This is a genomic window from Nostoc sp. CALU 546, from assembly GCF_048836525.1.
The window spans coordinates 1-13,243 of record NZ_JAWJTF010000049.1; the positions used below are offsets into that span (position 1 = coordinate 1).

Sequence of the window (13,243 nt, forward strand, 5' to 3'; positions counted from 1 at the left end):
ACGCCAGCTAGAAGAAAAATAATCTGGAAGCAATTCACGAGAGTTGCCACGATTATAAGCACATGAGCAAAAGCGCAAGCTAAGAACATCGGGAGCCGTGTACACGGAAACGGGTACGCACGGATCTAACTGAGAGGTGCGGGGAATAATATCCCCCATCGACTCAACCAAACTCGCTATGGTGGTTTCCGTCGCCTCAGTCCTGGCTCAGTGTATCCAACACTGCAATTGCTGGAAGAAGGTGGTTATCTCAAGAGCGCCCAGGAAGGTGGCAAGCGGATTTACACGATTACCGATGAAGGTAGACAATTATTGGCAGAACGTGCCCAACAAGAAACTTCAAACTCTCCTTGGGATAGCTTCAAAAGTTTTGTCAAAGGTAAGCCCCAAGAGTTTATTGAACTGCGGAATGCCGCAACAGAATTAGCTGCTGTTGTGGTGCAGGTTGCTCGTAGTGGCAATATGGAGCGAATAAATCGGGTTCGTGAGCTTTTAGAGCAAGTTAAACGGGAAATTTACGCGATTCTGGCTGAAAAATAAGTTGCTTCATCGACCAACATTGCTGCCATCGCTATGCTCAATTTTGCTCGTTGGTCAATTCGTCACTCACTTGTATTCATCTCATCACCTCCGTATCGGGTAGCTGAGAGGCAACTAATGTTTAAGCTAAAGCCTGCCTCCTGCCTTTTTTATTCTCCTGTATATAACTATTGTCACGGTTATATAACTGGAGATTCGCTATATTTAACAGTTAACAGGCAACGGCTCAAAGGAGTTAAAGAGATGGAAATTAAGCCAACTGACCCATCGCTAGCACTCATGGAAATTCCCCCTGGCTATCTCAACATTATGGGTTATGTTGATCAGTCAGAAGTTAATGGCCCTGGTTGTCGTGCAGTCGTCTGGGTACAAGGTTGTCTTCGTGAGTGTCCTGGCTGCTTTAATACTAACTCCTGGTCATTTGAGGCTAACCAGTTGATTGCTGTTGATACTCTTGCCGAGAATATTCTTAGCAATCCCCGCAATATGGGTGTAACATTCTCTGGTGGAGAACCATTTTGGCAAGCAACTGCCCTGGCATCTTTAGCCCGGAAAGTCAAAGCTGCTGGGTTAAATGTAATGTCTTTTACTGGGTTCACTCTTAAGCAGCTACAGTCCCAATCCGCACCACCAGGTTCCCAAGAATTGTTAGAACAACTCGATATCCTGATTGACGGGCCTTTTGTACAATCTCTGGCAATTAATTCTCCCGATTCTCCAGTTTCTTCCAGTAATCAACGGGTTCGTGTGTTAAACCCAGCTTTCCAAGACCAAATTACTTGGGCTAGCGACCAGATAGAAGTCCACATCCTCAAAGATGGTGGTCGCATTGTCACTGGCTATCAAGGTGGGCTGGAATTGACGTAGTGGGGCATTGGGCATTGGGCATTGGGCATTGGGAGTTAAAATTTAAACGTTCAGCTTTAGAGGCTCAACGTCCAAGTTTTAATTCTTCTCCCTCCTGTCCCATGCCCTATCCCCAATGTATTTGTGTTTGAGACGGATTATATTAAAAAAAATACATATTTAAATTTGACTAGACCATTTGAGACAATTTTTACTAAACACCGTGTATTTTGGGCTGTTTTCCTCCTTGGTACAGCATTGGTGGTAACGCTAGTACTGTCGCTTTCTCAAGGAGCAGTACCTTTAAATCTGTCGGAATTGTGGCAAGCCATTCTCCACAAAGGCGATCCAATTAAACAGACAATTCTCTGGGATTTGCGTCTTCCACGCATTACAGCGGCTCTCATTGTCGGTGCAGCTTTGGGAATGTCAGGAGCATTGCTACAAGGAATGTTACGCAATAGTCTGGCTGATCCATTTATTTTGGGCATTTCAGCGGGTGCAGGATTAATTGTGATTCTGATGATTGTGTGGCAGATATTCCCGATCGCAATTCCTTTAGCAGCGTGGATGGGGGCAATTTTGACTTCTGCGATCGTTATTTTACTCGGTCGTGCGGGGTCGGGAATTTCAGTTGAGCGGTTGATTTTAGGTGGAGTGGCGGTGAGTTCTTTATTTGGTGCTGTACAAAGTACATTGCTGCTTTTAGCTGAAGACGGTCAAATTCAAATTGCGCTCAGTTGGTTAGTTGGTAGTCTTAATGGACGGGGTTGGCAAGAAATTGCTACACCTGCCCCTTATATCATCGTTGCATTGATCGGAGGATGCTTGTTGGCGCGATCGGTAAATGTGCTGGCTTTGGGAGATGATTTGGCTGTGGGTTTGGGGGTTTCGTTGACGCGATCGCGCCTGTTAATTGGTGGTGTCGCCACTCTATTAGCCGCAGGTGCCGTCAGCATCAGTGGCTTGATTGGATTTGTTGGTCTTGTTGTCCCTCACGGTGTCCGCCTCATCGTTGGTACAGATCATCGCTTTGTTTTACCACTTTCCGCCCTTGCAGGTGCATGGTTACTGACTTTTGCAGATTTACTCTCTAGGCTAGGAGCAGTAGAACTACCAGTAGGTTCCGTCACTGCTTTGCTGGGTTCACCGCTGTTTATCTGGTTACTTTATCGTCGTTCTGCTGGGTTCAGTAAATTTTGACCTAATAAGCTAGTACTGCAAGGCGGAATTAAAAATTAAAAATTAAAAATTAAAAATGAATACAGCATAAGGGTTTCGTTGATTTGGAATGATTGGTTTATTTCCGCCGTGCTGTACTAGTGCTAAAGCCTTTTTCATCTATTTGAAGCACAATCCGTTGTGTGGATTCACAATTGTGCATCCCTAAGCTATGGTTGAATTCCTAAAAATTGCTTTCAGTTGATACTATTATGCAATGTTCTTTACGCCTCAGTGTATAAAAAACTTGCCATTTTGGCTGCATTACTTTGAGCGTCTCTGCTAAAGTATTAAAAGTCAATTACTTGTGGGCTATATTTACCGAGGTTTACTATACTTTTAAAAGCATTTAGTTAAGTCTGTTCATTTTGCTCTGCTAGCGGAACAATAAAAATTGCTGGTGTATTCCCTACAACAGCAACCAGCAAAATGATCAGTTTTGGTTTATTTACCTCGTCTATTTTAACATTGACGAGGTATTTTTTAATCTGGGTAATGTCTAATATCATGTCCGTTTAATTTATCGAACAGAATAAAGGCGTCAGTCGTCAGAATTCTTCTTCAATCACTTGCGTTTATACCAATTACCCCTATGATTATTAAGGCGATCGAAAAAAGTTTCATTAATGTGGCAGATTCGCGAAACCAGATAATACCAATAAGCGCAACTAGGATAGTTCCCAATCCAGCCCAGACAGAATAAGCTACACTCACTTCAAGTCTCTTAAGAGCAAAAGTCAAAAAAGTAAAACAAAGTCCATAGAAGACAAATATTAATACCGAAGGAACTGTTTTAGTAAATCCCTGCGATAATTTCATGCAAGTTGTGCCTGAAACCTCAAAAACGATTGCTATGATGAGGTAAATCCAACTGATTGACATATTTTTTGTAAGTGATGTGTTAACAGCAACCGACGGGTGGTACACCAGGCCCTATGAATAGAAGAAACAGTTCTGAAGCCACTCATTAATAGATAAGTGTAAGTGTCCTGACAGTTAAAATTGAACGCGCAGTAGTGTAGTTTAGCGTGACTAGGAGCATGATTCTGGGGCTTTATAGCTGATTGGTGAAAGAAAAAGCTTCCTCTCTCTATGAAGAGATTATCTATTACTACATCTCAAGTCAGAACGATCCGAAAATTTATTATATCAGGGTTGCTGTAATAAAGCTTAAGTAGATACTGCTGTTACCCTAGCTATGTATTCAATTAGACTTTTTAGATCGATGTAATGATATGTTGATTTCTGTCATTGTGTACTAAATAGCCATCATTAACTGAGTATATAGGACTCATATTTGATTTGGTGAAAAAACTCAGTACAACTAAGAAGCCTTCTTTACTGTTGCCTGTTGCCTATTCCCTATTGCCTGCCTACGCAAATTAGTTCAGAAATCAAAGCGGATTCCTATACCAAGACATATAATAAATCTTTTTTCCCAGTCTCCATTTTCAAGCTAGTTGGTGAACCATTGGGGTAACGACTGCTGTAGTATGATTGTGATTTTGTACTAATCATGGTATAAGAAATGACGGCTCAATTTGAATACAGCACTCTTTCTCATCCACAGGATATTAAGCAGCTTGAAACTATCCTTGAGCAGTGTTTTATCAGCGGACTTGGTGGTGAGGAAGCTTATATCAACTTGATTGGGGTAGAAAATTTCCGCATTATTCGGGGATTGGAGCAAGTAGTTGGTGGATTGGCAACTCTGGATATGGGTCAGTGGTGGGGTGGTGTGCGTGTACCAATGACAGGAATTGCCGCAGTGGGCATTGCTCCAGAGTATCGCGGTTCGGGAGCTGCGATCGCTCTCATGCAACACACCCTCAAAGAACTTTATGCTAGAGGCGTAGCAATTTCCGCTCTTTATCCAGCTGTTCAAACTTTGTACCGAAAAGTAGGGTATGAGCAGGGAGGTAGCTGGTGTATTTGGGAAGTTTCTACCAGGAATATCCAAGTGCGGGAGCAACCCCTACCTTTAGAACCAGTAGTGAGCATCAATCATGAAGTCTTTCATGAACTATATCAGCAGCAAGCGAGACTAACGCATGGATATTTAGACCGACATCCAGCAATCTGGCAGCGAATAATCCAACCAGATGAGAAAGAAATAGTCTATGCCTATTTTATTGGTACTAAAGAGCAACCCCAAGGCTATATCATCTTCACTCAAGAGCGAACGGAAGACGGTGAAATCCTTTGGATAAAAGATTGGGTACTTCGCACAGTTGATGCTGCACAAACTTTCTGGTCTTTTCTGGCAAATCATCGCTCCCAAATTCATCAGGTGCGATGGAAGAGTTCTGCAATTGATTCTCTGACATTGCTACTACCAGAGCAAACTGCCAAAATATGGCGTGAGAGTCGTTGGCTATTTCGGGTAATAGATGTAGTCAAGGCACTGGAAACGCGGGGTTATCCATCGGAAATCCAAGCTGAACTGCACCTAGAAATTCAAGATAATTTGCTACCTGCAAACAATGGTAAATTTATTCTTTCTGTCGCCAACGGACGTGGTGAAGTCACAAAAGGCGGAAAGGGCGAGTTACAGTTAAATATCCGCGAATTGGCACCATTGTATACAAGTTTGTTCACCCCCTACCATTTGCAACAAGTGGGAAAACTTGATGGGACAGAAAAAGCTATCTTAGCAGCTACGCAAATATTTGCAGGTGCTTCGCCTTGGATGCCTGATTTCTTCTAAAGGGAGTGGGGCCCCCTCTGGGGATAAGGGGTAATGGGGAAGCGATTAAACTGTTGTGCCTCCAGTTTTGGCTCAACTAGTCGCCGCTTCGGTACTGGGTACTGGGTAATGGGTACAAGGAATTGTTTTTTAAAATTTGGTGGTGGGTAAGAGCAAGCATCATAATTTTTCGATTTTACACCCAGTCCCCAATCCCTAATCCCCAGTCCCTTTTACCTCACATCGCCAACGCTCCCCAATCAACAAAACATAAGTTGGAAACATAATTAATCATTAGTTCGTCCTTCGGCTAGATTAGCAATTTCTGTTGTCAATTCACACCATAAAGAAGGATACCAGCGATTTTTTTTGATAAATTCTGATTATCTGATCCTAGATAAGTAAGTAGAGGTGAATAAATTAAGGTTTGTAGTTTGCATTTGAGCGAGAATAACGCAAACTCCGAACCAGAAATTTGGATGTTTTCTACTTATTTATCATCAAAAAAAATAAGTCAATGGAATTTATGCTTTTTGTCCGGAATTTCAGTATGATCATCAGAAAACAATCTAAGGTAAAGTTGATTAGTTGCTACATAGTTGCATACCTACAATCACAAAATGAAATCACATTTACTTGCGATCGGTTTAAGCAGTTTGCTTCTAGTTGCAGGACAGGCTAAAGCTTCACGATTACAGTCTTGGTATTTTGATTCTAAGCAAAATCAATTACACCTAACTACAACTTCTGGAATCCAACCAAAAGCCTTTTTATTAGATAATCCTAATCGATTGGTAATTGACTTACCTGGAACTAGTTTTAATTCAGATAGTGTTAAAAAAGCTTTTGGTAATGCAGTCAAAGAAATTCGTATTGGAAAACTAGATAGTAAAACAACTCGTTTTGTCGTAGAATTAGCTCCAGGCTATCATATTGATTCCCGTAATCTATCCATCAAGGGAGATTCTCGTTCTCATTGGATTGTAAAATTTAATTCATTTGACCGCCAAAGCAATAACATCCCTGGGGAAAATAGACAAGATATTGCCATTAATTCCACAGATGCTTCAACATTTGCAGGAGTTGTAAATCTTGGTCAAGAAATGCCGGGTATCAGTTCTCAGATTCGGGCATTGTTAGCAACTTATAAATCATTAAACCCTGGAATATTTTTCTTAGATTTAGATACAGGTAACTATATAGATATTAATGGCGAAAAAAGATTTGCTGCTGCCAGTACAATAAAATTTCCTTTGTTAGTAGCCCTTTTCCAAGAAATAGACGCTGGTAGAATTAAGCTAACAGATAAATTAGTGATGCGGCGCGATTTAAGGGTTGGTGAAGCTGGAACTATGAAATACAAACCCGTTGGAACTAAATTTAGCGTCCTCCAAACCGCTACCTTGATGATGACCATTAGCGATAATACCGCCACAAATATGGTTCTTGATCGTTTGGGTGGTGTAGCAAAAGTTAACCAACGTTTTCGTGGCTGGGGATTGCAAAATACAGCAATGCAGAATTTACTTCCAGACATTCCTGGCAAAAATACAACCAGTTCCAAAGATTTGGTCAGATTGGCGGCGTTAGTTTCTAACAATCGTTTGCTATCTCCAAACAGCCGGAATCAAGTTTTAGGGATCATGCGCCGTGTCAAAACTAATAGTTTGCTACCGGCTGGTATTGGTAAAGGAGCTACCATTGCCCACAAAACTGGTACACTGAGATTTATTATTGGTGATGCAGGTATTATTGAAATGCCCAACGGGAAAAGCTATTTAGCAGGCATTTTGGTGCAAAGACCAAACCACGATCGCAGAGCTGGAGATTTTGTCCGTGAAGTTTCTCGCAGAGTCTACAATTACCTAAACCAAACCAGAGTTAGCAATACTGCCAGCCCTCATCAGTCAATTGATCCTAACAACCATAATTTCTGAAATTTTAAATTTAGGGACGTACAGGTGTACGCCCCTAAATTTATCTGTATAAGATATTTCGTGGGGATTAACTCAGGAAATTTGGGGTACCACTACCACCATTCTTACCAACAGCAGGAATTTCCAGTAGATCATCTGTGGCTTTGCCAGTACCGTCATCGTTAACGTATGTAGGCCCACCTGGGTGTCCATTGGGGATGAACAGTTGCGGATGGTCAAAAGGCGCTTTGTCATACCGAACTCGCTCATCAGTCATTCCCTTTAAAAAGGCGACCAATTGCTGTTTCTCTTCTGGTGAGAGATTCAGTGGGGGAAGAAGTCCAAAATCACCACCCCGATTGTAAAAATCAATCACTTGTTCTAAAGTCGCGTGACCTCCATTGTGAAAGTAGGGAGCAGTGAGTTCCACATTGCGAAGTCCAGGTGCTTTGAAAGCTCCGTCTGCAAACACAGTTTCACTAGAACTCAACGGTGGATTGAGGATTGGGGGGTTTTCGCCGAGAAGAAGCTGAAATTTGTTCAACTGAGCCAATCGTGCTTCTGAAAGCGGATTACCGAAAGCGTCATTACCACCCAAACTTGGATCTTCCGTAGCACGTCTGACGCCGATATTGAAGAAGCCAGTGTCTTCAGGGGATCTTGGGCCGAACGGCGCACGTTTGATTCGTCCGTCTTTGGCCACGTTGCTCACTGAAGCAGCTGTTAATTCTGATCCAACGTGACAACCAATACACAAAGCTTTGCCCTCAAACAGTCGTTTTCCTTGTTGCTGTTGAGGGGTTAGGGCAGTAGTGTTTCCTTCTAAAAAGCGATCAAAAGGCGTATTATCGGAAATGAGTGTAGACTCGTACAACTGAACTGCCAGCCCAAAGAATAGCGAGAAGTTGTACTCAGTTAATGTGTACTCATTAGTCTCCAAGGAGCGATCGGGCTTTTTGACAAAAGTCCGTCTACCTTCAGCGTCAACTTGGATGAGTTGATTAGACTTCCACCATTCCGACTTGAAGGCATCTTGAATCATCTGCTCATAAGTCTTATCTTTGAGTCCGGGTTTGGGCGATCTACTATCTGCGCCTAAAACGCTGTCTTGTGGATGCACAATCTGTTTACCTAGCGGTCTGAGAGGTAATAACTTTTTCGCAAGTTTGCGGGGGAGCTTTTTACCCCTAACCCTAGCAGTTCGCCCGAACTTATCACCAATTTCTTGAAAAGTGCGACCATCTGCGGAAGACTCAAAGGAACTTAGTGGCGGGCCGACCGCTTGGGATGCCAAAGACGAGTTCTTCAGGCTAACTTTCACAAATTTTAGATTATTTGGGGTTAGTGCTTTGACGACAGCAGCATTAGGATCTCTTAAACCGAAAGGATTCACCCCATTAAAGATGTTTTGTGCCCTTCCATCCCAGAAGTTACGAAAGTTGAATGCTGTATTAATCACGGTTGGGGTGTTGCGCGGTTCGACGCGGCGCACATTTACACCTCCTACGTTAAAAACCGGATCTGGCTCATTTTTCACTTGGTCTTCCGCATTACCAGGTGTGACATCCACAAACTTTGTATTGAAAACCCCCTGAGAGGAACTGACATCGTTACGGTCACTGTGGAAGGGAAAATCTTCTGGTTTTAGTTGGTAGTTTGCTAGACCACCGACATCAAAAACTGTATCTGGATTCTCTGTACCATTAGGGTTAATCCGCAAAAGTCCCGGAGCAATCTGATTTTTGGATCTATTGTCGGCTCCAGCATGGAAGTGACAACTAGCACAGGCGGTCACTCCGTCGCTCCCAACCTGCATATCCCAAAAAAGAGTTTTTCCTAACTTTATTGCAGCTACTTTGTCTTTTACGAAGTCTCCAAGATTGTTAGGCTCTGGAACTGATATGCTCTTGAGCGAAGCTAGAGGTGGCGGCGTAACCTGTGCTGATACACTATTTCCAGCTATTACTGCTGCCATAATAATGACAGCAATTGTTATAGTCTTTGAAAATCTTGATCTCAAATAGTTAAGCTGGCCATATCTGAATCTCCACTTTTGGTGCTTTATTTTCATCACCACAGATTTAAGCCAAAATCGACCTTTTGAGGTCAGTAGCAAGTAAATGGATAAGCCCGTAATAAATATTACTGGGCTTACGATGGGTAAAAACCCCATAGTTTTTTATACTAAAAGTACGCCGAAACAAATTATACACTTACGTGAAGGTCTGAAATTTAATATTCATGTAAAGTAATTACGTAATTTACTAATTTTATGTAAACAGAAAACGCCATCTTCTCGCTCAAAAGAAATTGAGTAGAGTAGATAAGTTGTTCTATAGGAATCCGCTTTGATTTCTGAACTAATTTGCGTAGGCAGGCAATAGGCAATAGGTAATAGTCAAGAAGGCTTCTTAGTTGTACTGAGTTTTTTCACCAAATCAAATATGAGTCCTATATATTGAATTTATATTAACTAAGCTATTAAGATATTTTATCAGTAAGAAGTTGTAAAATCTAGATATGCAAATTAGATACGTTTTAATTTATTGTCAGCCCTACTTTGAGTAGGATATTTAAATGTCACTACATCAAAGTTCTGGCCGCTGGCGCTTAGGGCTAGCGTTATCGCTATTGACGGTTTTATTGTGGGGAATTTTACCTATTGCTTTGACGATAGCTCTGCAAGCACTTGATGTCTATACCGTTATTTGGTTTCGCTTTTTGACATCATTTATACTACTTGCTTTGTATTTAGGAATACGCGGTAAATTACCAAAGTTAGAACAACTACGCTCTGCTTCTTGGAAATTATTAGCGATCGCTACACTTTTCTTAGGGATTAATTACTTTCTGTTCATGCAAGGTTTAGCACTAACATCACCTGCTAATGCTGAAGTTCTCATTCAATTATCTACCCTTTTATTAGGTTTAGGAGGGTTAGTGATTTTTAAAGAACGTTACAGGCTGTATCAATGGATTGGTGTAAGTGTAATGATTTGTGGTTATCTTTTATTCTTTCGTGAACAACTAACAAATTTGATTACAGCCCAAAACACATACATACTAGGTAGTGTTTTGATTGCGCTAGGAGCAGTAGCATGGGCGATTTATGCTTTGGCACAAAAGCAGTTATTACAATCTTTATCTTCCCCTAGTATCATGTTGATTATTTATGGAGGATGTGCTTTATTATTCACTCCTCTAGCCAGAGTAAAATCACTTTTTATACTTAACAGCTTCCATTTGGGAATGTTGATTTTTTGTGCGTTGAATACTTTAATTGCTTACGGTGCTTTTGCCGAATCCTTAGAACATTGGGAAGCATCACGAGTAAGTGCGGTAATAGCTTTAGCTCCCATTGTGACATTAATATCAGTCGCAGTTGTATCAGTTATTGCACCTAATTGGATACCATCAGAACACTTCACTCTCATAGCAATATTAGGAGCGGGTTTAGTAGTCACAGGTTCAGTAGCGATCGCCTTGGGAAAAGCTGATTAATTAGAATATTTTTCCGGATTTTTACTGGGTTTTTCATCTAGTAAATTCGTGCAAGATTCAAAGCTACAACATAAATACTGAGGCAGAATATTTTTTATTTGTTATGATTTAATAGTGAAGGCAAACTACTGAAATCATCTGGATACTTTACTTATCTCTGTGACTCTGTAGTGTTTAATTGTTGACCTGATAACCGAAAAAATCCTTGAATAATAATTCAGAAATCAGAATTTAGGAGTCAGAATCTATTACTAGGCATTGGGAATCACTACTTTTTTGTTTACTACCAGAAACTAAGTTTGGTAGGGATTTGAAACCGATTTATACCCATTATCTTAAGCAAGCTACATTCGCAAGTCATACATAATTCATCTTGAATTATCACTCCTGACTCCTAAATTCTGTTCTGATAAAATTGAGGCTAAGAACTTTAAGTAAACCAAGCAGGGCGCCCGAATAACTACCAAAGCCAACACCTGATAAAACCAGACCACCGAAAAAGTTGAGCGATGAATAGTTTGTTTGGTAATTGGGCCAGCACCCTAAGAAAAAATTCTCTATTGCTGGTTCTTTCAATGGTGCTGCCAACGTTTGGAATTAGCAATTCTGTCTTGGCAGCAGAGCGGATTTATGCATCTTATTCAGCTTTAGAGCTTTCCATTTCAGTCACGACTTTAGAAAACTACGCCAAAACAGGCGTAATTAACGAAGACTTGGCAGGATATCAGCAATATCTGCCTCTACAACAGCTTCAAGAATTGCGGCGGATTTTACTCAATCGTGTGAAAGTTAGTCCGGTAGTAGTTTCACAACTTCTTTACACACCACAAGGAGAATTTTTACTGCATCGGTTGGCGCAAGTCATTAAAACCAATCAGTCAGAACCAGGATTTGGTGCTTTGCGTTCGGCGCTAATTTTAGCCTCTGCTGAATCGGGAGGCTTGACACTTTTGAATGTGTTGCGTAAATACCCTAGCAGCAGCATTCGTCTTGATGTCGCCGAGACTCTGGCAATAGCTACAGAATTGGAGAGACTTGTTAGCCAAACCCATCTTGCGATCGCAGCAGTTTCCCAAAAGTCTAAAATAGAAGCTGATACCATTTCACAACCAAATTTCTCGCAATTACCGGATTTAAAGGTTCCGGGAAAGTTGAAGTCGCAAAAATACACTCTGAAGTTTTTCGACTCAACGCGCAATCGGCTTCTATTAACTGATGTTTACATTCCCAATGTTCAGAATGTTGCACCCATAATTGTAATTTCTCACGGCTTGGGTTTAGACAGCAGCAACTTTCAATATTTAGCCACTCATCTAGCTTCCCACGGATTTGCCGTTGCCGTTCCCAATCATCCTGGTAGTGATACTAAACAATTGCGTTCGCTGTTAAATGGACGCGCCGTTGAAGTAGCAGAACCAAGTGAATTTCAAGACCGACCAATGGACGTAACATATATACTGAATCAATTGGAAAAAGGTAATCAATCTGATTCACGGTTTAAAGGTCGGTTAAATCTGCAACAAGTCGGAGTACTTGGTCAATCTTTGGGAGGCTATACAGCCTTAGCTCTAGCAGGCGCTAAAATCAACTTCAAGCAGCTAAAACAAGACTGTGAACCAGCAGCACTGCAAAATACCTGGAATATGTCTTTACTGCTTCAGTGTCGGGCTTTGGAATTGAGCATCAGCAAGTCTGGCAAGGATTATAACCTGCGGGATGAGAGAGTGAAAGCTGCGATCGCAGTTAATCCCATTACTAGTTCTATTTTCGGCAAAGCTGGCTTAAGTCACATCCAAACTCCAGTGATGATTGTCAGCAGTAGTGATGATACAGTTGCACCAGCTTTATCCGAGCAAATTTTACCTTTTTCCTGGTTGGCGAATTCACAAAAGTATCTCGTCATGCTTGAAGGTGGTACTCACTTTTCCACCATTGGCAATGGAAACCCTGCAAATCAACAAGTAGCATTACCTGCCGATATGATTGGTGATGCTTCCCAAGCGCGTCGTTACATGAATGTTTTAAGTTTACCTTTCTTCCAAACCTACGTTGCAGGAAGGTCACAATACATCCCTTACCTGAATGCAGGCTACGCTCAAAGTATTTCTAGTAAATCGCTTGGGTTGAGTCTTGTCAAGTCATTAAGTACAACCGAATTGGCACAATTACTGGATATCAAAGGAGCCAAACCCGCAAAAAAAAACTCCCCAACACCATAGTCAGTTTCGGATTTTGGATGTTGGATATTGGCGTTACATTGCTGCATGTGATGATTTTTATTTGACGTAAAGAAAATTTGGCGTTGCTGAATCAAGTATGAATTTGGATGTAGAGACGTTGCAATGCAACGTCTCTACAAGGATTTTGAAATCACACAAAATTATTTTTCATACCGCAATCAGCAACTCCGAAAATTTAGTGGTGGGTATCGATTTGACACCCACCACTAAGTTTTCCAACCTCTTTCCGAGAAACTACTTGCCTTCGACTCTGTTAGGCTTGAAGTAGGTCTGTGGATAGAGGCTATGAGGTT

The 13,243-nt window shown here is 41.4% G+C and carries 10 protein-coding genes; 7 read left to right on the forward strand and 3 right to left on the reverse strand.

Features of this window, described 5'->3' with window-relative positions; translation table 11 throughout:
• The first annotated feature begins 150 nt into the window (after positions 1-150).
• The 3 genes from RRG12_RS22395 to RRG12_RS22405 all read left to right on the forward strand — a co-directional run bounded on the left by RRG12_RS22395 (position 151) and on the right by RRG12_RS22405 (position 2,589).
• Positions 151-540 carry a PadR family transcriptional regulator gene (locus RRG12_RS22395; protein WP_420760793.1) on the forward strand — a complete coding sequence of 130 codons (390 nt, stop codon included), beginning with the start codon at positions 151-153 and terminating at the stop codon, positions 538-540.
• A 243-nt stretch (positions 541-783) separates the two neighbouring features.
• Complete coding sequence (locus tag RRG12_RS22400) at positions 784-1,407, forward strand: 4Fe-4S single cluster domain-containing protein (protein WP_420760764.1); 624 nt, start codon at positions 784-786, stop codon at positions 1,405-1,407.
• Positions 1,408-1,572: 165 nt separating this feature from the next.
• Complete coding sequence (locus tag RRG12_RS22405; protein ID WP_420760765.1) at positions 1,573-2,589, forward strand: FecCD family ABC transporter permease; 1,017 nt, start codon at positions 1,573-1,575, stop codon at positions 2,587-2,589.
• Positions 2,590-2,960: 371 nt separating this feature from the next.
• Here the strand turns inward: RRG12_RS22405 and RRG12_RS22410 are convergent, their stop codons facing one another.
• Positions 2,961-3,116 carry a hypothetical protein gene (locus RRG12_RS22410; RefSeq protein ID WP_176727176.1) on the reverse strand — a complete coding sequence of 52 codons (156 nt, stop codon included), beginning with the start codon at positions 3,114-3,116 and terminating at the stop codon, positions 2,961-2,963.
• A gap of 52 nt (positions 3,117-3,168) precedes the next feature.
• Positions 3,169-3,489, reverse strand: a complete 321-nt coding sequence (locus RRG12_RS22415; RefSeq protein ID WP_069073926.1) for a DMT family transporter — start codon at positions 3,487-3,489, stop codon at positions 3,169-3,171.
• A 646-nt stretch (positions 3,490-4,135) separates the two neighbouring features.
• Between RRG12_RS22415 and RRG12_RS22420 the strand changes: the two genes are divergently transcribed.
• Positions 4,136-5,314, forward strand: a complete 1,179-nt coding sequence (locus tag RRG12_RS22420) for a GNAT family N-acetyltransferase (protein ID WP_420760766.1) — start codon at positions 4,136-4,138, stop codon at positions 5,312-5,314.
• A gap of 599 nt (positions 5,315-5,913) precedes the next feature.
• Positions 5,914-7,230, forward strand: a complete 1,317-nt coding sequence (locus RRG12_RS22425; RefSeq protein ID WP_420760767.1) for a serine hydrolase — start codon at positions 5,914-5,916, stop codon at positions 7,228-7,230.
• 67 nt (positions 7,231-7,297) lie between these two features.
• Here RRG12_RS22425 and RRG12_RS22430 read toward each other — a convergent pair whose 3' ends face one another.
• Positions 7,298-9,382, reverse strand: coding sequence for a cytochrome-c peroxidase (locus RRG12_RS22430; RefSeq protein ID WP_420760768.1), 2,085 nt, complete (start codon positions 9,380-9,382; stop codon positions 7,298-7,300).
• Between the two features lie 404 nt (positions 9,383-9,786).
• Between RRG12_RS22430 and RRG12_RS22435 the strand changes: the two genes are divergently transcribed.
• Both RRG12_RS22435 and RRG12_RS22440 read left to right on the forward strand, forming a co-directional pair.
• Positions 9,787-10,710, forward strand: a complete 924-nt coding sequence (locus RRG12_RS22435) for a DMT family transporter (protein WP_069069818.1) — start codon at positions 9,787-9,789, stop codon at positions 10,708-10,710.
• A 509-nt stretch (positions 10,711-11,219) separates the two neighbouring features.
• Positions 11,220-12,929 carry an alpha/beta hydrolase gene (locus RRG12_RS22440; RefSeq protein ID WP_069069817.1) on the forward strand — a complete coding sequence of 570 codons (1,710 nt, stop codon included), beginning with the start codon at positions 11,220-11,222 and terminating at the stop codon, positions 12,927-12,929.
• Positions 12,930-13,243: the final 314 nt, after the last annotated feature.

Bases quoted from the DNA above. Each gene is read 5' to 3' on its own strand.
- RRG12_RS22400 (WP_420760764.1), top strand. From the start codon at position 784: ATGGAAATTAAGCCAACTGACCCATCGCTAGCACTCATGGAAATTCCC.
- RRG12_RS22410 (WP_176727176.1), bottom strand. From the start codon at position 3,116: ATGATATTAGACATTACCCAGATTAAAAAATACCTCGTCAATGTTAAA.
- RRG12_RS22415 (WP_069073926.1), bottom strand. From the start codon at position 3,489: ATGTCAATCAGTTGGATTTACCTCATCATAGCAATCGTTTTTGAGGTT.
- RRG12_RS22420 (WP_420760766.1), top strand. From the start codon at position 4,136: ATGACGGCTCAATTTGAATACAGCACTCTTTCTCATCCACAGGATATT.
- RRG12_RS22425 (WP_420760767.1), top strand. From the start codon at position 5,914: ATGAAATCACATTTACTTGCGATCGGTTTAAGCAGTTTGCTTCTAGTT.
- RRG12_RS22430 (WP_420760768.1), bottom strand. From the start codon at position 9,382: ATGGGGTTTTTACCCATCGTAAGCCCAGTAATATTTATTACGGGCTTA.
- RRG12_RS22435 (WP_069069818.1), top strand. From the start codon at position 9,787: ATGTCACTACATCAAAGTTCTGGCCGCTGGCGCTTAGGGCTAGCGTTA.
- RRG12_RS22440 (WP_069069817.1), top strand. From the start codon at position 11,220: ATGAATAGTTTGTTTGGTAATTGGGCCAGCACCCTAAGAAAAAATTCT.